General features: G+C 67.6%; 19 protein-coding genes and 1 tRNA gene. 17 read left to right on the top strand and 3 right to left on the bottom strand.

What is annotated here, in order from left to right; all coding sequences use genetic code 11:
* The first annotated feature begins 78 nt into the window (after window positions 1–78).
* The gene (locus FDO69_RS33010) at window positions 79–1,134 is read left to right on the top strand and encodes a UDP-N-acetylmuramate dehydrogenase (RefSeq protein ID WP_104785552.1); all 1,056 of its coding nucleotides are present in this window, start codon (window positions 79–81) and stop codon (window positions 1,132–1,134) included.
* A 7-nt stretch (window positions 1,135–1,141) separates the two neighbouring features.
* Here the strand turns inward: FDO69_RS33010 and FDO69_RS33005 are convergent, their stop codons facing one another.
* On the bottom strand, window positions 1,142–1,774 hold the full coding sequence (locus tag FDO69_RS33005; protein ID WP_104785549.1) for an NAD(P)-dependent oxidoreductase: 633 nt from the start codon (window positions 1,772–1,774) through the stop codon (window positions 1,142–1,144).
* Window positions 1,775–1,868: 94 nt separating this feature from the next.
* Here FDO69_RS33005 and FDO69_RS33000 point away from each other — a divergent pair, with 94 nt between their 5' ends.
* The gene (locus FDO69_RS33000) at window positions 1,869–2,468 is read left to right on the top strand and encodes a TetR/AcrR family transcriptional regulator (RefSeq protein WP_104785774.1); all 600 of its coding nucleotides are present in this window, start codon (window positions 1,869–1,871) and stop codon (window positions 2,466–2,468) included.
* A 145-nt stretch (window positions 2,469–2,613) separates the two neighbouring features.
* Here FDO69_RS33000 and FDO69_RS32995 read toward each other — a convergent pair whose 3' ends face one another.
* On the bottom strand, window positions 2,614–3,645 hold the full coding sequence (locus FDO69_RS32995; RefSeq protein ID WP_104785546.1) for an adenosine deaminase: 1,032 nt from the start codon (window positions 3,643–3,645) through the stop codon (window positions 2,614–2,616).
* A 137-nt stretch (window positions 3,646–3,782) separates the two neighbouring features.
* Complete coding sequence (locus tag FDO69_RS32990; protein ID WP_104785543.1) at window positions 3,783–5,009, bottom strand: pyridoxal phosphate-dependent aminotransferase; 1,227 nt, start codon at window positions 5,007–5,009, stop codon at window positions 3,783–3,785.
* A 305-nt stretch (window positions 5,010–5,314) separates the two neighbouring features.
* On the opposite strand from FDO69_RS32990, the gene FDO69_RS32985 reads away from it, so the two are divergent.
* From FDO69_RS32985 to fusA, 15 genes are all read left to right on the top strand, one after another.
* A tRNA-Trp gene (locus tag FDO69_RS32985) sits at window positions 5,315–5,387 on the top strand.
* Between the two features lie 108 nt (window positions 5,388–5,495).
* A complete protein-coding gene (gene secE / locus FDO69_RS32980) occupies window positions 5,496–5,780 on the top strand; it encodes a preprotein translocase subunit SecE (protein ID WP_104785540.1) in 285 nt (94 codons plus the stop codon).
* A gap of 80 nt (window positions 5,781–5,860) precedes the next feature.
* Window positions 5,861–6,706 carry a transcription termination/antitermination protein NusG gene (nusG, locus tag FDO69_RS32975; RefSeq protein WP_104785537.1) on the top strand — a complete coding sequence of 282 codons (846 nt, stop codon included), beginning with the start codon at window positions 5,861–5,863 and terminating at the stop codon, window positions 6,704–6,706.
* A gap of 166 nt (window positions 6,707–6,872) precedes the next feature.
* Window positions 6,873–7,307 carry a 50S ribosomal protein L11 gene (gene rplK, locus FDO69_RS32970; RefSeq protein WP_104785534.1) on the top strand — a complete coding sequence of 145 codons (435 nt, stop codon included), beginning with the start codon at window positions 6,873–6,875 and terminating at the stop codon, window positions 7,305–7,307.
* Between the two features lie 77 nt (window positions 7,308–7,384).
* On the top strand, window positions 7,385–8,110 hold the full coding sequence (gene rplA / locus FDO69_RS32965) for a 50S ribosomal protein L1 (RefSeq protein ID WP_033308987.1): 726 nt from the start codon (window positions 7,385–7,387) through the stop codon (window positions 8,108–8,110).
* A 128-nt stretch (window positions 8,111–8,238) separates the two neighbouring features.
* The gene (locus FDO69_RS32960; RefSeq protein ID WP_104785531.1) at window positions 8,239–9,090 is read left to right on the top strand and encodes an SCO4651 family lipoprotein; all 852 of its coding nucleotides are present in this window, start codon (window positions 8,239–8,241) and stop codon (window positions 9,088–9,090) included.
* A 94-nt stretch (window positions 9,091–9,184) separates the two neighbouring features.
* Complete coding sequence (locus tag FDO69_RS32955; RefSeq protein ID WP_104785529.1) at window positions 9,185–10,012, top strand: SCO4651 family lipoprotein; 828 nt, start codon at window positions 9,185–9,187, stop codon at window positions 10,010–10,012.
* 308 nt (window positions 10,013–10,320) lie between these two features.
* The gene (gene rplJ / locus FDO69_RS32950; RefSeq protein ID WP_104785526.1) at window positions 10,321–10,851 is read left to right on the top strand and encodes a 50S ribosomal protein L10; all 531 of its coding nucleotides are present in this window, start codon (window positions 10,321–10,323) and stop codon (window positions 10,849–10,851) included.
* 114 nt (window positions 10,852–10,965) lie between these two features.
* On the top strand, window positions 10,966–11,349 hold the full coding sequence (gene rplL / locus FDO69_RS32945; RefSeq protein WP_104785523.1) for a 50S ribosomal protein L7/L12: 384 nt from the start codon (window positions 10,966–10,968) through the stop codon (window positions 11,347–11,349).
* A gap of 571 nt (window positions 11,350–11,920) precedes the next feature.
* On the top strand, window positions 11,921–15,406 hold the full coding sequence (gene rpoB, locus FDO69_RS32935; protein ID WP_104785520.1) for a DNA-directed RNA polymerase subunit beta: 3,486 nt from the start codon (window positions 11,921–11,923) through the stop codon (window positions 15,404–15,406).
* A gap of 94 nt (window positions 15,407–15,500) precedes the next feature.
* On the top strand, window positions 15,501–19,511 hold the full coding sequence (locus tag FDO69_RS32930) for a DNA-directed RNA polymerase subunit beta' (RefSeq protein WP_104785518.1): 4,011 nt from the start codon (window positions 15,501–15,503) through the stop codon (window positions 19,509–19,511).
* Between the two features lie 273 nt (window positions 19,512–19,784).
* The gene (locus tag FDO69_RS32925; protein WP_104785515.1) at window positions 19,785–20,315 is read left to right on the top strand and encodes a DUF1707 and DUF4190 domain-containing protein; all 531 of its coding nucleotides are present in this window, start codon (window positions 19,785–19,787) and stop codon (window positions 20,313–20,315) included.
* Window positions 20,316–20,634: 319 nt separating this feature from the next.
* Entirely contained in the window at window positions 20,635–21,006 is a 372-nt protein-coding gene (gene rpsL / locus FDO69_RS32920; protein WP_003948652.1) for a 30S ribosomal protein S12, read from the top strand.
* 2 nt (window positions 21,007–21,008) lie between these two features.
* Window positions 21,009–21,479, top strand: a complete 471-nt coding sequence (gene rpsG / locus FDO69_RS32915; protein ID WP_003992340.1) for a 30S ribosomal protein S7 — start codon at window positions 21,009–21,011, stop codon at window positions 21,477–21,479.
* Window positions 21,480–21,518: 39 nt separating this feature from the next.
* Window positions 21,519–23,645, top strand: a complete 2,127-nt coding sequence (gene fusA, locus FDO69_RS32910) for an elongation factor G (RefSeq protein ID WP_104785513.1) — start codon at window positions 21,519–21,521, stop codon at window positions 23,643–23,645.
* Window positions 23,646–23,661 lie beyond the last annotated feature (16 nt).

Here is a 23,661-nt window from a genome sequence, read left to right as displayed (position 1 = left end):
GCGGCCCCTTCCCCCGCGGAACGGGGCCGCACGCACGCGTGCCCGGCGCCGTCAGTGCCGTCTCGTACTCTTGAGCCCGTGCAGGAACTCCACGACGCCCCCCTCGCCCCGCTGACGACCTTCCGGCTGGGCGGCCCCGCGACCCGGCTGCTCACCGCGACCACGGACGACGAGGTGATCGCCGCCGTCCGCGAAGCCGACGAGACGGGCACCCCGCTGCTGCTCATCGGCGGCGGCTCGAACCTGGTCATCGGCGACAAGGGCTTCGACGGCACCGCCCTCGTCATCGCCACCCGGGGCTTCTCCCTCGACGGCACGACGCTGGAGCTGGCCGCCGGCGAGGTATGGACCGACGCCGTCGCCCGCACGGTCGAGGCGGGCCTGGCCGGCATCGAATGCCTGGCCGGCATCCCCGGCTCGGCCGGTGCGACCCCCATTCAGAACGTCGGGGCGTACGGCCAGGAGGTCTCCTCCACGATCACCGAGGTCGTCGCCTACGACCGCCGCACCGGCGACACGGTCACGCTGGCCAACGAGGACTGCGCCTTCTCCTACCGCCACAGCCGCTTCAAGTCCGACCCCGAGCGCTACGTCGTCCTGCGCGTCCGCTTCTGCCTGGAGGACGCCGAGGGCCTGTCCGCCCCCCTCCGGTACGCCGAGACGGCCCGTGCCCTCGGTGTGGAGCCGGGCGACCGCGTCCCCCTCGCGCAGGCCCGCGAGACGGTGCTGAAGCTGCGCGCCGGCAAGGGCATGGTCCTTGACCCCGAGGACCACGACACCTGGTCGGCGGGCTCCTTCTTCACCAACCCGATCCTGACGGACACGGACTTCGAGACGTTCCGCGCTCGCGTCCGCGACCGGCTCGGTGACGGGGTGGAGCCCCCGGCGTACCCGGCCGGCGAGGGCCGTACCAAGACCTCCGCGGCCTGGCTGATCGACAAGGCGGGCTTCACGAAGGGGTACGGCGAGGGTCCGGCCCGTATCTCCACGAAGCACACCCTGGCGCTGACGAACCGGGGGAGCGCGACGACGGAGGACCTCCTCGCCCTCGCCCGCGAGGTCGTGGCCGGAGTCCACGAGACGTTCGGCATCACGCTGGTCAACGAGCCGGTGACGGTCGGGGTCAGCCTCTGAGAGTGACCTAGTAGGCGATGCCGACGCCCTGCTTCACGGTGGCCGGGTCGCCGGTCATCGCCAGCATCGCGTGTGCGACGTCGGCCCTCCCCAGGAAGCGGCCCCTGGCCGGGGACCCGCCGACGACCACCCGGTACTTCCCGGTGACGGGCCGGTCCTGCAACCGCGGCGGCCGCACCACCGTCCAGTCGGTCGCACTACGGGCGATCTGCTCTTCCATCGCGCGCAGATCGGCGTAGACGTCCTTGAGCACGGCGGAGACGACGCCGCGCACGGCCCGGTCGAGCGGCCCGTCCCGCTCCGGCGCGGGCCCGAGCGGCGCGGCGCTGACGACGAGCAGTCGCCTCACCCCCTCCGCCTCCATCGCGCCCAGCACCGTACGCGTCAGACGGGTCGCGATCCCGGCGTCCTTGCGGCTGCGCGCACCGAGCCCCGACAGCACGGCATCACGCCCCGCCACGGCCGGACGCACCGCCCCTTCGTCCGTCAGATCGGCACGGACCACGTCCAGCCCCGGGCCGGTCACCTCCAGCCGTCCGGGCTCCCGCACGACGGCCGTGACCCGGTGGCCGGCCGTCAGCGCCTGGCGCACGATCTCCTGTCCGACCCCACCGGTGGCCCCGAACACAGTCAGTTTCATGAGCTCCCCCAACCTGGTGGGTGAGTGTTCACTCACCCCTGTGTCCTCCTACAGTGAGTAAGTACTCACCCACTCGTCAACCCAGGGGATGGTCATGCAGCCACCGGCACTCAGGCCGGCCCGGGAGCGCGTCCTGGACGCCGCCCACCAGTTGATGCTCACGGTCGGACTGGCCCGCGCCACGACGAAGGAGATCGCTCGAGCCGCGGGTTGTTCCGAGGCCGCGCTCTACAAACACTTCACGAGCAAGGAGGACCTGTTCATCCGGGTCCTCATGGAACGGCTGCCACAGCTGACCCCGTTCCTGGACGGCCTGGCCACCGAGCACGGCGGCGGCACGGTCGAGGAGAACCTCACCGAGATCGCCCACCGGGCGGCCCTGTTCTACGAGCAGAGCTTTCCGATCGCGGCGTCGCTGTACGCCGAGACACAGCTCAAGCGGCGTCATGACGAGGCGATGCGGGAGAGGGGAACTGGGCCGCATCTGCCGATCGAGGGGCTGGACGCGTACCTGCGGGCCGAGCAGGCCGCCGGGCGGATCCGGGCCGACACGGACACCTTCGCCGCCGCCTCGCTCCTGATGGGGGCGTGCGCGCAGCGGGCCTTCGCCTACGACGTGACGGCCGATCGGCCCTCGGCGCACACGTTCGCCGCGAGACTGGCCCGTACGCTCCTGGCCGGTATCGGCGTCTGACCGACGCGACCGACGCGACCGCCGCGACCGCCGCTTCCGGGCCCGGCGGGGCGGGATGCCGCCGGGACGCCGGTCACGGCGCGCCCGCGGCCACCGCACGCGAGAGGACTCGGCGCGGGCCGTCACATCGCCGGTGAACAGGCCGCTACGACGCCAGCCAGTCGTCCACCCCCGACAGCAGCTTCGTCTTCACGTCCTCCGGTGCCGCCGACCCCCGCACCGACTGCCGCGCCACCTCCGCCAGCTCCGCGTCCGTGAACCCGTGATACCGCCGCGCGATCTCGTACTGCGCGGCGAGACGCGACCCGAATAGCAACGGGTCGTCCGCGCCCAGCGCCAACGGCACACCAGCCTCGAACAACGTCCGCAGCGGCACGTCCTCCGGCTTCTCGTACACCCCCAGCGCCACGTTCGACGCCGGGCACACCTCGCACGTCACCTGCCGGTCCGCCAGCCGCTTCATCAGCCGCGGATCCTCCGCCGCCCGCACCCCGTGCCCCACCCGGTTCGCCCCGAGGTCGTCCAGACAGTCCCGCACCGACGACGGCCCGGCCAGCTCACCCCCGTGCGGAGCCGACAGCAACCCGGCCTCGCGCGCGATCCCGAACGCCCGGTCGAAGTCGCGCGCCATCCCCCGCCGCTCGTCGTTGGACAGCCCGAACCCGACGACGCCCTGGTCCGCGTACCGCGTCGCCAGCCGTGCCAGCGTCCGGGCGTCCAGCGGGTGTTTCATCCGGTTGGCCGCGACCAGCACCCGCATCCCGAGTCCCGTGTCCCGCGACGTCGTCTCCACCGCGTCCAGGATGATCTCCAGCGCCGGGATCAGTCCGCCCAGCCGCGGCGCGTACGACGTAGGGTCGACCTGGATCTCCAGCCAGCCCGACCCGTCCCGCACGTCCTCCTCCGCGGCCTCCCGCACCAGCCGCTGGATGTCCTCCGGCTCCCGCAGACACGAGCGCGCCGCGTCGTACAGCCGCTGGAAGCGGAACCAGCCCCGTTCGTCCGTCGCCCGCAGGCTCGGCGGTTCCCCGCTGGTCAGCGCCTCACTCAGCGCGTCGGGCAGCCGGACGCCGTACTTTTCGGCCAGTTCCAGCACGGTCGAGGGCCGCATCGACCCGGTGAAGTGCAGGTGCAGATGGGCTTTCGGCAGCTCAGAGACATCACGTACACGCTCCATCCAAAGATCCTGCCGTACGCCCCAGCCGTCCCGGTAGCCGTTTCCCCTTTCGTGGTCTTGCTCGCACAAACAAATGGGGCACATACCGGACCCGGTATGTGCCCCATGCCTGCCCCTCGGGAGCGGCGAAGCGGACGTCAGTCCCGCGCCTCCGCCAGCAGCTTCTGGATCCGGCTCACGCCCTCGACCAGGTCCTCGTCACCCAGCGCGTAGGACAGCCGCAGGTACCCGGGCGTACCGAACGCCTCACCCGGCACCACCGCGACCTCGGACTCCTCCAGGATCAGCGCGGCCAGCTCGACGGTGTCCTTGGGGCGCCGGCCCCGGATCTCCTTGCCGACCAGCGCCTTCACCGACGGGTACGCGTAGAACGCCCCCTCCGGCTCCGGGCACACCACGCCGTCGATCTCGTTCAGCATCCGCACGATGGTCTTGCGGCGCCGGTCGAAGGCCTCCCGCATCTTCGCCACGGCGTCCAGGTCGCCGGAGACGGCGGCCAGCGCGGCCGCCTGGGCGACGTTGGACACGTTGGACGTGGCGTGCGACTGCAGGTTCGTCGCGGCCTTGACGACGTCCTTCGGGCCGATGATCCACCCGACGCGCCAGCCGGTCATCGCGTACGTCTTCGCGACGCCGTTCACCACGACGCACTTGTCGCGCAGCTCGGGCAGCACCGCCGGCAGCGACACGGCGGAGGCGTCGCCGTAGACGAGGTGCTCGTAGATCTCGTCGGTCATCACCCACAGGCCGTGCTCCACGGCCCAGCGGCCGATGGCCTCGGTCTCGGTCTCGCTGTAGACCGCGCCGGTCGGGTTCGACGGAGAGACGAAGAGGACGACCTTCGTCTTCTCCGTGCGGGCTGCCTCCAGCTGCTCGACGGTCACCCGGTAGCCGGTCGTCTCGTCGGCGACGACCTCCACCGGGACACCCCCGGCCAGCCGGATCGACTCCGGGTACGTCGTCCAGTAGGGCGCGGGCACGATGACCTCGTCGCCCGGGTCGAGGATCGCGGCGAAGGCCTCGTAGATGGCCTGCTTGCCACCGTTGGTGACCAGGATCTCCGAGACGTCCGGCTCGTAGCCCGAGTCACGCAGGGTCTTCGCGGCGATCGCGGCCTTCAGCTCGGGGAGGCCGCCGGCCGGCGTGTAGCGGTGGAACTTCGGGTTCGAGCAGGCCTCGATCGCGGCCTGGACGATGTAGTCCGGGGTCGGGAAGTCCGGCTCGCCGGCGCCGAAGCCGATCACCGGACGCCCGGCGGCCTTGAGGGCCTTGGCCTTGGCGTCCACGGCGAGGGTGGCGGACTCGGAGATCGCGCCGACTCGGGCGGAGACCCGGCGCTCGGTGGGAGGGGTTGCAGCGCTCATGGGCCCCATCGTTTCAGACTGGAAACGCGCGCGGCACGGGGGTTTCACAGACTGAACAACGTCGGGCAAACCCTTGAACAACAGTGCGGATCGCCCGCTCGGCCTGGGCGATCTTCAGCGGATTCGCGTCAGCCCGGCCCCCGTTCCGCAGGCGATCTTCCGTCAACGAGCCCTCCGCGGGCCCTTTCTGTTCGACGACCGGCCGCGGAGCACGTACACTCTCACCTCGTTGGCCTTCGGCAGGCCGCGCCCGTTCGGTGCACACCAAGCATCCGGATGGATGCGGTACGTTGGGGGACACACAAAGGGTCGTAGCTCAATTGGTAGAGCACTGGTCTCCAAAACCAGCGGTTGGGGGTTCAAGTCCCTCCGGCCCTGCTACACACTCCATCGCCAGGATGTGTGCGCATGTACGTACAGCAATGCACCGCCGTGCGGCTCAGACCGGGCGCGGCACGGCCACGACCCGGAATCAGGTGAGGACGAGTGACGGACGCCGTGGGCTCCATCGACATGCCTGATGCCCAGGACGAGGCGCCGGAGTCCAAGAAGGCCCGCAAGGGCGGCAAGCGCGGAAAGAAGGGCCCGCTGAAGCGGCTCGCCCTCTTCTACCGCCAGATCGTCGCGGAGCTGCGCAAGGTCGTCTGGCCGACCCGCAACCAGCTGACGACCTACACGACCGTGGTGATCATCTTCGTCGTCATCATGATCGGCCTGGTCACCGTGATTGACTATGGGCTCAGCAACGCCGCGAAATACGTGTTCGGCTGAGCAGTCCGCGAAGAGCGCCGAGGTACCCGGCGCTCCTTTCGCATGTTCCACCCCTATGTATCCAGGAAGAAGCAGCCACCGTGTCTGACCCGAACGTGAACGACGCCATCGAGCCGGTCGAGTCCGTCGAGGACGAGCTCGACATCGTCGAGGGCGCGGACAACGAGGACACCGAGGCCTCCTCCGAGGTCGAGGCTGCCGACGCCGTCGCGGACGACGCCGCCGAGGCGGAGACCGAGGACGGCGAAGAGGCCGTGGAAGAACTCGAAGAGGCCGCGGAAGAACTCGAGGAAGAGCCCGAGGACGACCGCGACCCGATCGAGAAGCTCCGCGAGGAACTGCGGGTCCTGCCCGGCGAGTGGTACGTCATCCACACCTACGCCGGCTACGAGAACCGCGTGAAGACCAACCTCGAGCAGCGCGCCGTCTCGCTCAACGTCGAGGACTACATCTTCCAGGCCGAGGTGCCGCAGGAAGAGGTCGTCCAGATCAAGAACGGCGACCGCAAGACGATCAAGCAGAACAAGCTCCCGGGCTACGTCCTGGTCCGCATGGACCTGACGAACGAGTCCTGGGGCGTCGTCCGCAACACCCCCGGCGTCACCGGCTTCGTGGGCAACGCCTACGACCCGTACCCGCTGACCCTGGACGAGATCGTCAAGATGCTCGCCCCCGAGGCCGAGGAGAAGGCCGCCCGCGAGGCCGCCGAGGCCGAGGGCAAGCCGGCTCCGCAGCGCAAGGTCGAGGTCCAGGTGCTGGACTTCGAAGTCGGCGACTCGGTCACCGTCACCGACGGCCCGTTCGCCACGCTGCAGGCGACGATCAACGAGATCAACCCGGACTCGAAGAAGGTCAAGGGCCTTGTCGAGATCTTCGGCCGCGAGACGCCGGTCGAGCTCTCCTTCGACCAGATCCAGAAGAACTGACTTCCGGACACACCGCTTCCGCGCAGGTCAGGCGATCGCTCCGGCGCTTGCCTGACCTGCTCGGTTTTCAGCCGCGCATCCATACCCGTTATCGTTGTGCGGTATGCCTGCATCCGGGTGGTCCCCGGGCGTGGGCAGGACCCGAATCGAAAGGACCCGGAGAGCTATGCCTCCCAAGAAGAAGAAGGTCACGGGGCTCATCAAGCTCCAGATCCAGGCCGGTGCCGCCAACCCGGCCCCGCCGGTCGGCCCCGCGCTGGGTCAGCACGGCGTGAACATCATGGAGTTCTGCAAGGCCTACAACGCCGCGACCGAGTCGCAGCGTGGCTGGGTGATCCCGGTGGAGATCACGGTCTACGAGGACCGTTCCTTCACCTTCATCACCAAGACGCCGCCGGCCGCGAAGATGATCCTGAAGGCCGCGGGCATCGACAAGGGCTCCGGCGAGCCGCACAAGACCAAGGTCGCGAAGATCACGCGTGACCAGGTCCGTGAGATCGCCACGACCAAGATGCCCGACCTCAACGCCAACGACCTGGACGCCGCCGAGAAGATCATCGCCGGCACCGCCCGTTCCATGGGCGTCACGGTCGAGGGCTGAGCCCCAACCTCCATCAGCAGAAGTGGCGGGGCCTGCTCGGCCCGGACCACGACTCCTAAGAATCCACAGGAGCAGTAGTGAGCAAGCGCAGCAAGTCCCTTCGCGCTGCGGACGCCAAGGTCGACCGGGAGAAGCTCTACGCCCCGCTCGAGGCCGTCCGTCTCGCCAAGGACACCTCCACGACCAAGTTCGACGGCACCGTCGAGGTCGCCTTCCGCCTGGGTGTCGACCCGCGCAAGGCCGACCAGATGGTCCGTGGCACCGTGAACCTTCCGCACGGCACCGGCAAGACCGCCCGGGTCCTGGTCTTCGCGACCGGTGACCGTGCTGCGGCCGCGGAGGCCGCGGGCGCCGACATCGTCGGCTCCGACGAACTGATCGACGAGGTGTCGAAGGGCCGTCTGGACTTCGACGCCGTCGTCGCCACCCCGGACCTCATGGGCAAGGTCGGCCGCCTCGGCCGCGTGCTCGGTCCGCGTGGTCTGATGCCGAACCCGAAGACCGGCACCGTCACCCCCGACGTGGCCAAGGCCGTCACCGAGATCAAGGGCGGCAAGATCGAGTTCCGCGTCGACAAGCACTCGAACCTGCACTTCATCATCGGCAAGTCGTCCTTCGACGACACCAAGCTGGTGGAGAACTACGGCGCCGCGCTGGAGGAGATCCTCCGTCTGAAGCCGTCGGCCGCCAAGGGTCGCTACATCAAGAAGGCCGCCATCAGCACCACGATGGGCCCCGGCATTCCGGTCGACCCGAACCGCACCCGCAACCTCCTCGTCGAGGAGGACCCGGCTGCGGTCTGAGCCTTCAGGCTCACCCAACCGGTCACGGGCCCCGCACCTCTTACAGGTGCGGGGCCCGTTCCCTTTTCCGGTACGTACGCCGGTGGCCTGGGTTAACGTGCGGGAACCGGATACGAACGGGGGGACGTATGCAGGGCACGACCGTGCGCCGCGTGGGTTTGGTGCTCGCGGCGACAGCGCTGACGGGGGTGGCCGCCTGCACGTCCCAGGAGTCCTCCGACACCCCCGGCCTCGACCGCGCCGCACGCGGCCGGGCCCCCGACGCCCTGCGCGCCGCCGAGCGCGCCACCGAGCACGCCGAGTCGGCCCGGGTGGAGTCCACGACGACCATGGGCGCGCTGATGTCCATGACCGCCGACGGCACCCTCGGCTGGAGCGACGGCATCACCGGCACCCTCACCATCGAGTACACCGGCGGCACCATCGCCGACACCATGCGGCGGCTGGGAACCACCTCGATGGAGGCCCGCTACCTGCCCGAGGCGTACTACGCGCGCATGGGCGAGAAGTTCGCCGAGCAGACCGGCGGCAGGCGCTGGATCCGGTACGCGTACGAGGACCTCGAAGCCCTCGCCGGCGGCTCCGGTGCCCACCTCGGCGACCAGATGCGCAGTACCACGCCGAACCAGTCCGTGAAGCTCCTGCTGTCCTCCGGCGACGTCAGGAAGGTCGGCGAGGAGAGAGTCGGCGGCCGGTCCGCGGCGCACTGGTCCGGCACGGTGACAGCGGCCGACGTCGCCGATGACGGCCTGCGGAAGCAGCTCACCGAGGCCGGTGTCACCACCGAGACCGTCGACATCTGGATCGACAAGCGGAACCTGCTGGTCAAGAAGGTCGAGAAGGCGCGGATGGCCACCGGCTTGATGACCCAGACCGCGCACTACGCCGACTACGGCGTCGCGGTCCGGGCCGAACGGCCCCCGCGGTCCGACACCGGGGACTTCCAGGATCTGATGCGCGAGCAGCCGGGCACGTCCTGAGGCCTCCGCCTATTTCCGATAGATCACTTGTGCGCCTCTGGGATAGGCTCACGGCCTTGCTGTGAAGCAAGCGTGTATTCCTTGGGGGGAATCGATGAGGACATCCTTACCTGCCGCCGGGCTGTGTGCCCTGCTTCTCGCCGTCGGCGCCGTCGGCTGCGGATCCGAGCAGTCGCCGGAGATGACGCCCGCCGCGGCCGTCGCCAAGGCGGCGAAGAACACGGAGGACATCACGTCCCTCCAGTACCGCTTGAAGGGCACGGTCCCGGAGTCGGGCCGCGTCGAGGGTGAGGCGTCCATGCGTCTGAAGCCCACGATCGCCATGAGCATGAAGATGACGGCGCTCGACCGGGCCGCCGGCGAGAGCATGGAGATCCGTCTCGTCGACAAGGCCATGTACCTCGGTGGGGGAGCCGAGATGGCCAAGGAGATGGACGGCAAGCGCTGGCTGAAGTTCGACCTGTCCGGCTCCGACGCCGCCAAGGACCTGGACAAGATGGGGTCCCCGAGCCAGGCCGAGCAGAACCCGGCGGCGGAGTCCACCTTCCTCACGGGCGCCAAGGACGTGAAGAAGGTCGGCAGCGAGAAGGTCGAAGGCGTCGAGACCACCCACTACACGGGCACCGTCACCCTCGCCGACCTGCGCGCCTCGCTCAAGGACGGGAAGGCGCAGACCCGCAAGCAGCGCGAGAAGAGCATCAAGCAGTACGAGAAGCTGGGCGTCGACAAGTTCACGATGGACATGTGGGTCGACGGCGAGGACCACACCAAGCAGTTCCGCATGAAGGGCGAGGCCGACAAGGGCCCGATGGACATGACCATCACCTTCCTCGACTACAACAAGCCCGTCACCGTCACGGCCCCGCCGGCCAAGGACGTCGCGGATCTGAGCGAGATGTTCAAGGAGCTGGGGCAGGGCTGAACCGTCCCGCCCCGATCCGCCGTACGGGCGGATTTGCCTCACGGTGAACCGTTCCCGTACTCTCCTACAGAAGCCAAAGACCGCTGGTCGTTACCGCGCGCTCATCAGAGGGCGCGGTGGCCGAAGGATCCGCTGAACGGCGGACGACCCGCGCAGGTGACACTGGAGAAGCTCCCGGAGTCCGCCGCCTAGTGCGCGCGTGAAACCGGTCGAGCTACGCCCCGTGCGCTTGCGCCGGGGCGTTTCGTTTTCCCCAGTCCTCCTTCGGGTCCGCGCGGTCCGAATCACCCGGAAGGAGGCCGAGGCTCATGGCGAGGCCTGACAAGGTCGATGCCGTCGAGGAGATGCGGGACAAGTTCCGCAACTCCAACGCTGCTGTCGTTACCGCGTACACCGGTCTCACCGTCGCGCAGCTCCAGAAGCTGCGTCGTTCACTCGGTGAGAACGCTCAGTACCGTGTGGCGAAGAACACGCTGACCAAGATTGCGGCCAACGAGGCCGGGATCACGACGCTGGACGACCTCTTTGCGGGTTCGTCGGCCGTCGCCTTCGTGACCGGTGACCCGGTCGAGGCGGCGAAGGGTCTCCGTGACTTCGCCAAGGACAACCCCAACCTCGTCATCAAGGGCGGCGTCCTTGACGGCAAGGCGATGTCCGCCGATGAGATCAAGAAGCTTGCGGACCTCGAGTCCCGCGAGGTTCTGCTCTCCAAGCTGGCGGGTGCCTTCAAGGGCAAGCAGTCCCAGGCTGCTCAGCTCTTCCAGGCGCTTCCCTCGAAGCTCGTCCGCACCGTGGACGCGCTCCGTGCCAAGCAGGACGAGCAGGGCGGTGCCGAGTAACTCGGCTCGCATCCCGGCCGCCGCTGCCTGAACGCGGCGACCGTAGCGGGCCAAACGTACGCCCGCCTCACATGTACATCCGGCACCTGCCGATTTAGTGGAAGGACCGCCATCATGGCGAAGCTCAGCCAGGACGACCTGCTCGCGCAGTTCGAAGAGATGACCCTCATCGAGCTCTCCGAGTTCGTGAAGGCGTTCGAGGAGAAGTTCGACGTCACCGCCGCCGCGGCCGTCGCCGTCGCCGGCCCGGCCGGTCCGGCTGCCCCGGCCGAGGCCGAGGCCGAGCAGGACGAGTTCGACGTCATCCTCACCGGTGCCGGCGACAAGAAGATCCAGGTCATCAAGGTCGTGCGTGAGCTGACCTCCCTGGGTCTGAAGGAGGCCAAGGACCTCGTGGACGGCGCCCCGAAGCCCGTTCTCGAGAAGGTCGCCAAGGACGCCGCCGAGAAGGCCGCCGAGTCCCTCAAGGGCGCCGGCGCCTCCGTCGAGGTCAAGTAAGACCTTCCGGATCCGCCAGGATCCACGACACGTCCCGCTGGACGTGTAACGCGTAAGCGCGGAAGAGCGATCATCCATCCGGGTGGTCGCTCTTCGGCGTTATCGGGGGCCGGCCACGGTTGCCTTGAACCCTTTGTGACGGGGGGTAGGGTGATCTTCGTCGTATCACCGGGCGGCTCCGGATCGGGCAGGGGGGCCTTGACGAACCGCACGCAGCGCGCAATTCTCAGGACGCGTCGTCACAGGATCCGAATCCGAGGCATGGATCGGCGACGAAGAGGGCAGTACTTACGTGCGTTGAGGGCAGCGCCTTGTCGCAGGAGTGGAACAACGAGGGTGAACACGGGTTCCAGAACCCGCACTGGACATCAGTGTGCCAAGTGGCTACACTGACCCTTTGCGCTGCCTGTTAGCTGTCCCCTGCCCGTCACCAGGGGTCTGCCCTCGCCCGAGCATCGACGACAAGACTGTCTGACCTGGCCTTTTGGCCGGACCGACACAGCTTGTCTCTGTGTACGGGAGAGGGGCCGGTACGCGCGTAGTGAGTCCGAGCCCTCGGAAGGACCCCCTCTTGGCCGCCTCGCGCAACGCCTCGACCGCGAATACGAACAACGCCGCCAGCACTGCCCCGCTGCGCATCTCTTTTGCAAAGATCAAGGAGCCTCTTGAGGTTCCGAACCTGCTCGCGCTGCAGACCGAGAGCTTCGACTGGCTCCTCGGCAACACCGCCTGGCAGAGTCGGGTCGAGGAGGCTCTCGAGAACGGTCAGGACGTCCCCACCAAGTCCGGGCTCGAGGAGATCTTCGAGGAGATCTCCCCGATCGAGGACTTCAGCGGGTCGATGTCGCTGACCTTCCGCGACCACCGCTTCGAGCCGCCGAAGAACTCCATCGACGAGTGCAAGGACCGCGACTTCACGTACGCGGCCCCCCTCTTCGTCACCGCCGAGTTCACGAACAACGAGACCGGCGAGATCAAGTCCCAGACGGTCTTCATGGGCGACTTCCCGCTCATGACGAACAAGGGCACCTTCGTCATCAACGGCACCGAGCGTGTCGTGGTGTCGCAGCTCGTCCGTTCGCCCGGTGTCTACTTCGACTCCTCCATCGACAAGACGTCCGACAAGGACATCTTCTCCGCCAAGATCATCCCGTCCCGGGGTGCCTGGCTGGAGATGGAGATCGACAAGCGCGACATGGTCGGTGTCCGCATCGACCGCAAGCGCAAGCAGTCCGTCACCGTCCTGCTCAAGGCGCTCGGCTGGACCACCGAGCAGATTCTTGAGGAGTTCGGCGAGTACGAGTCGATGCGTGCCACCCTGGAGAAGGACCACACCCAGGGCCAGGACGACGCGCTGCTCGACATCTACCGCAAGCTGCGTCCGGGCGAGCCCCCCACCCGTGAGGCCGCGCAGACGCTGCTCGAGAACCTCTACTTCAACCCCAAGCGCTACGACCTGGCCAAGGTCGGCCGCTACAAGGTCAACAAGAAGCTGGGTGCGGACGCTCCGCTGGACGCGGGCATCCTGACCGTCGAGGACATCATCTCGACGATCAAGTACCTGGTGAAGCTGCACGCGGGCGAGACCGAGACGGTCGGCGACAGCGGTACGAACATCGTCGTCGAGACCGACGACATCGACCACTTCGGCAACCGCCGCCTGCGCAGCGTCGGCGAGCTCATCCAGAACCAGGTCCGTACGGGTCTGGCGCGTATGGAGCGTGTCGTCCGCGAGCGGATGACGACCCAGGACGTCGAGGCGATCACGCCGCAGACCCTGATCAACATCCGGCCGGTCGTCGCCTCCATCAAGGAGTTCTTCGGCACCAGCCAGCTGTCGCAGTTCATGGACCAGAACAACCCGCTGTCGGGTCTCACCCACAAGCGCCGTCTGTCGGCTCTTGGCCCGGGTGGTCTGTCCCGTGAGCGGGCCGGCTTCGAGGTCCGTGACGTGCACCCCTCGCACTACGGCCGCATGTGCCCGATCGAGACGCCCGAAGGCCCGAACATCGGTCTGATCGGCTCGCTCGCCTCCTACGGCCGGGTCAACGCGTTCGGTTTCGTGGAGACCCCGTACCGCAAGGTGTTCGAGGGCCAGGTCACCGACGAGGTCGACTACCTGACCGCCGACGAGGAGGACCGCTTCGTCATCGCGCAGGCCAACGCGCAGCTGACGGACGACCTCCGCTTCGCCGAGGCCCGGGTGCTGGTCCGCCGTAAGGGCGGCGAGGTCGACTACGTCACCGGCGAGGACGTGGACTACATGGACGTCTCGCCGCGCCAGATGGTGTCGGTCGCGACCGCCATGATCCCCTTCCTCGAGCACGACGACGCCAACCGTGCCCTCATGGGCGCGAACATGATGCGTCAGGCCGTGCCGCTGATTAAGTCCGAGGCCCCGCTCGTCGGCACCGGCATGGAGTACCGCTCCGCGGTCGACGCCGGCGACGTGGTCAAGGCCGAGAAGCCCGGTGTGGTCCAGGAGGTCTCCGCGGACTACATCACCACCGCCAACGACGACGGCACGTACATCACGTACCGCCTGGCCAAGTTCGCCCGCTCCAACCAGGGCACCTCGGTCAACCAGAAGGTCATCGTCAACGAGGGCGACCGGATCATCGAGGGCCAGGTCCTGGCCGACGGTCCGGCCACCGAGAACGGCGAGATGGCGCTGGGCAAGAACCTGCTCGTGGCGTTCATGCCGTGGGAGGGTCACAACTACGAGGACGCGATCATCCTGTCGCAGCGCCTCGTGCAGGACGACGTCCTCTCCTCGATCCACATCGAGGAGCACGAGGTCGACGCCCGTGACACCAAGCTCGGCCCCGAGGAGATCACCCGGGACATCCCGAACGTCTCCGAGGAGGTCCTCGCCGACCTCGACGAGCGCGGCATCATCCGCATCGGTGCCGAGGTCGTCGCCGGCGACATCCTCGTCGGCAAGGTCACGCCCAAGGGTGAGACCGAGCTGACGCCCGAGGAGCGCCTGCTCCGCGCGATCTTCGGTGAGAAGGCGCGCGAGGTGCGCGACACCTCGCTGAAGGTGCCGCACGGCGAGATCGGCAAGGTCATCGGCGTCCGCGTCTTCGACCGTGAAGAGGGCGACGAGCTTCCCCCCGGTGTGAACCAGCTGGTGCGCGTCTACGTCGCGCAGAAGCGCAAGATCACCGACGGTGACAAGCTCGCCGGCCGCCACGGCAACAAGGGCGTCATCTCGAAGATCCTGCCGATCGAGGACATGCCGTTCCTGGAGGACGGCACCCCGGTCGACATCATCCTCAACCCGCTCGGTGTGCCGTCCCGAATGAACCCGGGACAGGTCCTGGAGATCCACCTCGGCTGGCTCGCCAGCCGCGGCTGGGACGTCTCCGGCCTCGCGGACGACTGGGCGCAGCGCCTGCAGGCCATCGAGGCCGACCAGGTCGCGCCGGGCACCAACGTCGCCACCCCCGTCTTCGACGGTGCGCGTGAGGACGAGCTGGCCGGTCTGCTGAACCACACCATCCCGAACCGGGACGGCGAGCGCATGGTGCTCCCGACCGGTAAGGCGCCGCTGTTCGACGGCCGCTCCGGCGAGCCGTTCCCGGAGCCGATCTCGGTCGGCTACATGTACATCCTCAAGCTGCACCACCTGGTCGACGACAAGCTGCACGCCCGGTCGACCGGTCCGTACTCGATGATCACCCAGCAGCCGCTGGGTGGTAAGGCCCAGTTCGGTGGCCAGCGCTTCGGTGAGATGGAGGTGTGGGCGCTGGAGGCTTACGGCGCCGCGTACGCCCTCCAGGAGCTGCTGACCATCAAGTCCGACGACGTGACCGGCCGCGTGAAGGTCTACGAGGCCATCGTCAAGGGCGAGAACATCCCCGAGCCCGGCATCCCCGAGTCCTTCAAGGTGCTCATCAAGGAGATGCAGTCCCTGTGCCTCAACGTGGAGGTGCTGTCCTCGGACGGCATGTCCATCGAGATGCGCGACACCGACGAGGACGTCTTCCGCGCTGCGGAGGAGCTTGGCATCGACCTGTCCCGGCGTGAGCCGAGCAGCGTCGAAGAGGTCTGACGGGAGTTCGGCGGCCTTCGTCATGAAGGCCGCCGGCCCCAGGACCCCCGTATCAGACCCCATGACTTACAACCCTGAGAGGGATTGACGCATAGTGCTCGACGTCAACTTCTTCGACGAGCTCCGGATCGGTCTGGCCACCGCTGACGACATCCGTCAGTGGAGCCACGGCGAGGTCAAGAAGCCCGAGACGATCAACTACCGCACGCTCAAGCCCGAAAAGGACGGACTCTTCTGCGAGAAGATCTTCGGTCCGACCCGGGACTGGGAGTGCTACTGCGGCAAGTACAAGCGTGTCCGCTTCAAGGGCATCATCTGTGAGCGGTGTGGCGTCGAGGTCACCCGCGCCAAGGTGCGCCGTGAGCGGATGGGCCACATCGAGCTCGCCGCGCCGGTCACCCACATCTGGTACTTCAAGGGCGTCCCGTCGCGTCTGGGCTACCTGCTCGACCTGGCCCCCAAGGACCTCGAGAAGGTCATCTACTTCGCGGCGTACATGATCACGTACGTCGACGAGGAGCGCCGTACGCGCGACCTGCCCTCCCTGGAGGCCCACGTCTCCGTCGAGCGCCAGCAGATCGAGCAGCGTCGCGACGCCGACCTGGAGGCCCGCGCCAAGAAGCTCGAGACCGACCTGGCCGAGCTGGAGGCCGAGGGCGCCAAGGCCGACGTGCGCCGCAAGGTGCGCGAGGGTGCCGAGCGCGAGATGAAGCAGCTGCGTGACCGTGCGCAGCGCGAGACCGACCTGGCCGAGCTGGAGGCCGAGGGCGCCAAGGCCGACGTGCGCCGCAAGGTGCGCGAGGGTGCCGAGCGCGAGATGAAGCAGCTGCGTGACCGTGCGCAGCGCGAGATCGACCGCCTCGACGAGGTGTGGAACCGCTTCAAGAACCTCAAGGTCCAGGACCTGGAGGGCGACGAGCTGCTCTACCGCGAGCTGCGTGACCGCTTCGGCACGTACTTCGACGGCTCGATGGGTGCCGCGGCGCTGCAGAAGCGCCTGGAGTCCTTCGACCTCGACGAGGAGGCCGAGCGCCTCCGCGAGATCATCCGTACCGGCAAGGGCCAGAAGAAGACCCGTGCGCTCAAGCGCCTGAAGGTCGTCTCCGCGTTCCTGCAGACCAGCAACAGCCCCAAGGGCATGGTGCTCGACTGCGTGCCGGTCATCCCGCCGGACCTCCGCCCGATGGTGCAGCTGGACGGTGGCCGCTTCGCGACCTCCGACCTGAACGACCTGTACCGCCGTGTGATCAACCGGAACAACCGCCTGAAGCGGCTTCTCGACCTCGGCGCGCCCGAGATCATCGTGAACAACGAGAAGCGCATGCTCCAGGAGGCCGTGGACGCGCTGTTCGACAACGGCCGCCGTGGTCGTCCGGTCACCGGTCCCGGTAACCGCCCGCTGAAGTCCCTCAGCGACATGCTGAAGGGTAAGCAGGGCCGCTTCCGTCAGAACCTGCTCGGTAAGCGTGTGGACTACTCCGCGCGTTCCGTGATCGTCGTCGGTCCGCAGCTGAAGCTGCACCAGTGCGGTCTGCCGAAGGCGATGGCGCTGGAGCTCTTCAAGCCGTTCGTGATGAAGCGTCTGGTCGACCTGAACCACGCGCAGAACATCAAGAGCGCCAAGCGCATGGTCGAGCGCGGCCGCACGGTCGTGTACGACGTGCTGGAAGAGGTCATCGCGGAGCACCCGGTTCTGCTGAACCGTGCGCCCACGCTGCACCGCCTGGGCATCCAGGCCTTCGAGCCGCAGCTGGTCGAGGGCAAGGCCATCCAGATCCACCCGCTCGTCTGCACCGCGTTCAACGCGGACTTCGACGGTGACCAGATGGCCGTCCACCTGCCGCTCTCCGCGGAGGCGCAGGCCGAGGCCCGCATCCTGATGCTGTCCTCGAACAACATCCTCAAGCCGGCCGACGGCCGCCCGGTGACGATGCCGACCCAGGACATGGTCCTCGGTCTGTTCTTCCTCACCACCGACGGCGAGATGCGCGACCTCAAGGGCGAGGGCCGTTCCTTCGCCTCGGTCGCCGAGGCGATCATGGCCTTCGACGCGGGCGAGCTGTCGCTCCAGTCGAGGATCGACGTCCGCTTCCCGGTCGGCACCATCCCGCCGCGTGGCTGGACCCCGCCGGCGCGTGAGGAGGGCGAGCCCGAGTGGCAGCAGGGTGACAGCTTCCGGCTGAACACCACCCTGGGCCGTGCGCTCTTCAACGAGCTGCTGCCCGAGGACTACCCGTTCGTCGACTACGAAGTCGGCAAGAAGCAGCTCTCCGAGATCGTCAACGACCTCGCCGAGCGCTACCCCAAGGTCATCGTGGCGGCGACGCTCGACAACCTGAAGGCGTCCGGCTTCTTCTGGGCTACCCGCTCCGGCGTGACCGTGGCCATCTCCGACGTCGTCGTTCCCGAGGCGAAGAAGGAGATCGTCAAGGGCTACGAGGCGCAGGACGAGAAGGTCCAGAAGCAGTACGAGCGCGGTCTGATCACCAAGGACGAGCGCACGCAGGAGCTCATCGCGATCTGGACCAAGGCGACCAACGAGGTCGCCGAGGCGATGAACGACAACTTCCCGAAGACCAACCCGATCTTCATGATGGTGAACTCGGGTGCACGAGGCAACATGATGCAGATGCGTCAGATCGCCGGTATGCGTGGTCTGGTGTCGAACGCGAAGAACGAGACGATCCCGCGTCCCATCAAGGCCTCCTTCCGTGAGGGCCTGTCCGTGCTGGAGTACTTCATCTCCACGCACGGTGCCCGTAAGGGTCTGGCGGACACCGCTCTGCGTACCGCCGACTCGGGTTACCTCACGCGTCGTCTGGTCGACGTCTCCCAGGACGTCATCATTCGCGAGGAGGACTGTGGCACCGAGCGCGGTCTGCGTCTGAAGATCGCCGACCGGAACGCCGAGGGCGCGCTGATCAAGACGGAGGACGTCGAGACCTCCGTGTACGCGCGCTGCCTCGCCGAGGACATCGTGGTCGACGGACAGGTGCTGGCCCCGGCCGGTACCGACCTCGGCGACGTCCTCATCGAGGAGCTCGTGCGGCGCGGCGTCGAGGAGGTCAAGACCCGCTCGGTCCTGACCTGCGAGTCCGCCGTCGGCACCTGCGCGATGTGCTACGGCCGTTCGCTCGCCACCGGCAAGCTGGTCGACATCGGTGAGGCGGTCGGCATCATCGCCGCCCAGTCCATCGGTGAGCCCGGCACCCAGCTGACGATGCGTACCTTCCACACCGGTGGTGTGGCCGGTGACGACATTACCCAGGGTCTGCCGCGTGTCGTCGAGCTCTTCGAGGCCCGTACCCCGAAGGGTGTCGCCCCGATCTCCGAGGCCCAGGGCCGCGTGCGGATCGAGGAGACCGAGAAGACCAAGAAGCTCGTCGTCACCCCGGACGACGGCAGCGACGAGACGGCGTTCCCGATCTCGAAGCGTGCCCGTCTCCTGGTCAGCGAGGGCGAGCACGTCGAGGTGGGCCAGAAGCTCACCGTGGGTGCCACCAACCCGCACGACGTGCTGCGCATCCTGGGTCAGCGTGCCGTCCAGGTCCACCTGGTCGGCGAGGTCCAGAAGGTCTACAACTCGCAGGGTGTGTCGATCCACGACAAGCACATCGAGATCATCATCCGGCAGATGCTGCGCCGGGTGACGATCATCGAGTCGGGCGACGCCGAGCTGCTGCCCGGCGAGCTGGTCGAGCGCTCGAAGTTCGAGACCGAGAACCGTCGTGTGGTCCAGGAGGGTGGTCACCCGGCTTCGGGTCGTCCGCAGCTCATGGGTATCACCAAGGCCTCGCTGGCGACGGAATCCTGGCTGTCGGCCGCCTCCTTCCAGGAGACGACCCGAGTGCTGACGGACGCGGCGATCAACGCCAAGTCCGACAGCCTCATCGGCCTGAAGGAGAACGTCATCATCGGTAAGCTCATCCCGGCCGGTACGGGTCTGTCCCGCTACCGCAACATCCGGGTCGAGCCGACCGAGGAGGCCAAGGCCGCGATGTACTCGGCCGTCGGCTACGACGACATCGACTACTCGCCGTTCGGCACGGGCTCCGGCCAGGCCGTTCCGCTGGAGGACTACGACTACGGTCCGTACAACCAGTAAGCGAGTCGCTTGAGCCGAAGGGCGGTCATCCTGCGGGGTGGCCGCCCTTCGGCGTTCCCGGTGCCGGGGGACCCTGGCCGGTAGGGCCTCGAAACCGTCTCACCGGGCCTCTGCGGGCGTGCGGACGCGGCGGCGGAGCCGAGTCGCGTCTGCGGGCGGGAGCGCCTCTGTCGGCTTTCTGGCCGACACGCGGCGCCCCGCCTCCACGCACCGGTGCCGGAACCTCCGCTTCGGCGCATCATGGAAGGACTCCGGCACCCGGGGAGGTGCTCCGTGTCGCAGCCGCACTATCCGTCCTGGCATCCCTGGCAGCCCTGGCAGGGTTCTGGTGCGCCCTCGATGCTCGCGTCGCACGCCGATCGGGAGCGGGCCGTGGACGTGCTCAGAGCCGGGTACGGCGAGGGGCGGATGGAGCGGGACGAGTTCGAGAAGCGGGGCGGGCGGGCGTATGCGGCGCGGACCGTGGGGGAGCTGGCGCTGCTCGTCGCGGATCTGCCGCAGGGGCCGCTGCCGCAGCCGGCCTCGGTCGTGCCCGTGCCGACGACGTTCATGCCGGTGCCGCGGGCGCGGACGAATGGGAAGGCCGTCGCGGCCGGGGTGTGCGGGCTGCTGTGCGTGCCGACCATGGGGCTCACCGGCATCCCGGCGGTCGTGCTGGGGCATGTGGCCCGGGCGGAGATCCGCAGCCGGGGCGAGCTGGGGGACGGGCTCGCGCTGACCGGTCTGGTGCTCGGGTGGTTGTCCACGGCCGGCTGGGCACTCGTTCTGGTGTTGCTCACGGTGGTGTCCGTCGTAGCATCGTGAAGGTATGCAAAACGGACAGTCGCCGTCGAATTGAAGATCGACAACGGCCCGGGGGCTTGACATGTCCCGCATGGCGGTGCGGGCGGTGCCCATTTGTTTTGACCGCAGCGAATGCGATAGGTACGCTCAGACCTTGTGCCTGGGGTGTGCCCTGGCTCGCGTGTGTGCCATGAACCGCACGGCGAGCCGACACCGGCCACCGTAATCTGCGCTGTTTCTGCCTCGCGGCGGAAGTCCGCGGGTTCGACACACCCGACCGCGTGGGTCGGAGATGTTCCAGGTTAGCTTCACCATTCGGCACACAGAAACCGGAGAAGTAGTGCCTACGATCCAGCAGCTGGTCCGGAAGGGCCGGCAGGACAAGGTCGAGAAGAACAAGACGCCCGCACTCGAGGGTTCCCCTCAGCGCCGGGGCGTCTGCACGCGTGTGTTCACGACCACCCCGAAGAAGCCGAACTCGGCCCTGCGTAAGGTCGCGCGTGTGCGTCTGACCAGCGGGATCGAGGTCACCGCTTACATTCCGGGTGAGGGACACAACCTGCAGGAGCACTCCATCGTGCTCGTGCGCGGCGGCCGTGTGAAGGACCTGCCGGGTGTTCGTTACAAGATCATCCGTGGCTCCCTCGACACCCAGGGTGTCAAGAACCGCAAGCAGGCCCGTTCCCGCTACGGCGCCAAGAAGGAGAAGTAAGAATGCCTCGTAAGGGCCCCGCCCCGAAGCGCCCGGTCATCATCGACCCGGTCTACGGTTCTCCTCTGGTGACGTCGCTCATCAACAAGGTGCTGCTGAACGGCAAGCGCTCCACCGCCGAGCGCATCGTCTACGGCGCCATGGAGGGTCTGCGTGAGAAGACGGGCAACGACCCGATCATCACGCTGAAGCGCGCGCTGGAGAACATCAAGCCGACCCTCGAGGTCAAGTCCCGCCGTGTCGGTGGTGCGACGTACCAGGTTCCGATCGAGGTCAAGCCCGGTCGCGCCAACACGCTCGCGCTGCGCTGGCTGGTCGGCTACTCCCGCGCCCGCCGTGAGAAGACGATGACCGAGCGCCTGCTCAACGAGCTTCTCGACGCCTCCAACGGCCTCGGTGCCGCTGTGAAGAAGCGCGAGGACACCCACAAGATGGCCGAGTCCAACAAGGCCTTCGCGCACTACCGCTGGTAGTCGCTACCCACATCGAGACCGAGAGAAGACTGAAGCCTTATGGCTACCACTTCACTTGACCTGGCCAAGGTCCGCAACATCGGGATCATGGCCCACATCGACGCGGGCAAGACGACCACCACCGAGCGGATCCTGTTCTACACCGGTGTGTCTTACAAGATCGGTGAGGTCCACGACGGCGCTGCCACCATGGACTGGATGGAGCAGGAGCAGGAGCGTGGCATCACGATCACGTCTGCTGCGACCACCTGTCACTGGCCGCTCGAGGACGACGACTACACCATCAACATCATCGACACCCCGGGTCACGTCGACTTCACCGTCGAGGTGGAGCGCTCCCTGCGCGTGCTCGACGGTGCCGTGACGGTGTTCGACGGCGTCGCCGGTGTCGAGCCGCAGTCCGAGACGGTGTGGCGTCAGGCCGACCGTTACGGCGTGCCCCGCATCTGCTTCGTGAACAAGCTGGACCGTACCGGCGCCGAGTTCCACCGCTGCGTGGACATGATCTCGGACCGCCTGGGCGCCCAGCCGCTGGTCATGCAGCTGCCGATCGGTGCCGAGGCGGACTTCAAGGGCGTCATCGACCTCGTGACGATGAAGGCCCTGGTCTGGTCGGCCGAGGCGACTAAGGGCGAGATGTACGACACCGTCGACATCCCGGACACCCACGCCGAGGCTGCCGAGGAGTACCGCGGCAAGCTGCTCGAGGCCGTCGCCGAGAACGACGAAGAGCTGATGGAGCTGTACCTGGAGGGCACCGAGCCCACCGTGGAGCAGCTCTACGCCGCGATCCGTCGTATCACCATCGCGTCCGGCAAGAGCGGCGGCACCACCGTCACTCCCGTGTTCTGCGGCACCGCGTTCAAGAACAAGGGCGTTCAGCCTCTGCTCGACGCGGTCGTGCGCTACCTGCCCACTCCGCTCGACGTCGAGGCCATCGAGGGCCACGACGTCAAGGACCCGGAGCAGGTCATCGCGCGCAAGCCGTCGGAGGACGAGCCCCTCGCCGCGCTGGCGTTCAAGATCATGAGCGACCCGCACCTCGGCAAGCTCACCTTCGTCCGCGTGTACTCCGGCCGCCTGCTGTCCGGCACCGCCGTGCTGAACTCGGTGAAGGGCAAGAAGGAGCGCATCGGCAAGATCTACCGCATGCACGCGAACAAGCGTGAGGAGATCGAGTCGGTGGGCGCCGGCGACATCGTCGCCGTGATGGGTCTGAAGCAGACCACCACGGGTGAGACGCTGTCCGACGACAAGAACCCGGTCATCCTGGAGTCCATGGACTTCCCGGCGCCGGTCATCCAGGTCGCCATCGAGCCCAAGTCGAAGGGCGACCAGGAGAAGCTGGGCGTCGCGATCCAGCGCCTCGCCGAGGAGGACCCGTCGTTCCAGGTCCACTCGGACGAGGAGACGGGCCAGACCATCATCGGCGGTATGGGCGAGCTGCACCTCGAGGTGCTGGTCGACCGCATGCGCCGTGAGTTCAAGGTCGAGGCCAACGTCGGCAAGCCGCAGGTCGCCTACCGTGAGACGATCCGCAAGGCCGTCGAGCGCGTGGACTACACCCACAAGAAGCAGACCGGTGGTACCGGTCAGTTCGCCAAGGTGCAGATCGCGATCGAGCCGATCGAGGGCGGCGACGCCTCGTACGAGTTCGTGAACAAGGTGACCGGTGGTCGTATCCCGAAGGAGTACATCCCTTCGGTCGACGCCGGTGCGCAGGAGGCCATGCAGTTCGGCATCCTCGCCGGCTACGAGATGACCGGCGTGCGCGTCACCCTGATCGACGGTGGCTACCACGAGGTCGACTCCTCCGAGCTGGCGTTCAAGATCGCCGGTTCGCAGGCCTTCAAGGAGGCCGCGCGCAAGGCCAGCCCCGTGCTGCTCGAGCCGATGATGGCCGTCGAGGTCACCACGCCCGAGGACTACATGGGTGAGGTCATCGGCGACATCAACTCCCGCCGTGGTCAGATCCAGGCCATGGAGGAGCGGGCCGGTGCCCGCGTCGTGAAGGGCCTCGTGCCCCTCTCGGAGATGTTCGGCTACGTCGGAGACCTCCGCAGCAAGACGTCGGGTCGCGCAAGCTACTCGATGCAGTTCGACTCCTACGCCGAGGTTCCCCGGAACGTCGCCGAGGAGATCATCGCGAAGGCCAAGGGCGAGTAACGCACCGCGTCTACAC

This window comes from Streptomyces tibetensis, assembly GCF_007655005.1.
Taxonomy (GTDB): Bacteria; Actinomycetota; Actinomycetes; order Streptomycetales; family Streptomycetaceae; genus Streptomyces; species Streptomyces tibetensis.
The sequence above is the reverse complement of the archived record's forward strand: the minus strand, read 5'-3'. Positions and strand labels throughout refer to the sequence as shown.

Bases quoted from the DNA above. Each gene is read 5' to 3' on its own strand.
- fusA (WP_104785513.1), top strand. From the start codon at position 21,519: ATGGCTACCACTTCACTTGACCTGGCCAAGGTCCGCAACATCGGGATC.
- rplL (WP_104785523.1), top strand. From the start codon at position 10,966: ATGGCGAAGCTCAGCCAGGACGACCTGCTCGCGCAGTTCGAAGAGATG.
- FDO69_RS32995 (WP_104785546.1), bottom strand. From the start codon at position 3,645: ATGGAGCGTGTACGTGATGTCTCTGAGCTGCCGAAAGCCCATCTGCAC.
- FDO69_RS32990 (WP_104785543.1), bottom strand. From the start codon at position 5,009: ATGAGCGCTGCAACCCCTCCCACCGAGCGCCGGGTCTCCGCCCGAGTC.
- FDO69_RS33005 (WP_104785549.1), bottom strand. From the start codon at position 1,774: ATGAAACTGACTGTGTTCGGGGCCACCGGTGGGGTCGGACAGGAGATC.
- rpsG (WP_003992340.1), top strand. From the start codon at position 21,009: ATGCCTCGTAAGGGCCCCGCCCCGAAGCGCCCGGTCATCATCGACCCG.
- rplJ (WP_104785526.1), top strand. From the start codon at position 10,321: ATGGCGAGGCCTGACAAGGTCGATGCCGTCGAGGAGATGCGGGACAAG.
- FDO69_RS32960 (WP_104785531.1), top strand. From the start codon at position 8,239: ATGCAGGGCACGACCGTGCGCCGCGTGGGTTTGGTGCTCGCGGCGACA.
- rplK (WP_104785534.1), top strand. From the start codon at position 6,873: ATGCCTCCCAAGAAGAAGAAGGTCACGGGGCTCATCAAGCTCCAGATC.
- FDO69_RS33000 (WP_104785774.1), top strand. From the start codon at position 1,869: ATGCAGCCACCGGCACTCAGGCCGGCCCGGGAGCGCGTCCTGGACGCC.
- FDO69_RS32955 (WP_104785529.1), top strand. From the start codon at position 9,185: ATGAGGACATCCTTACCTGCCGCCGGGCTGTGTGCCCTGCTTCTCGCC.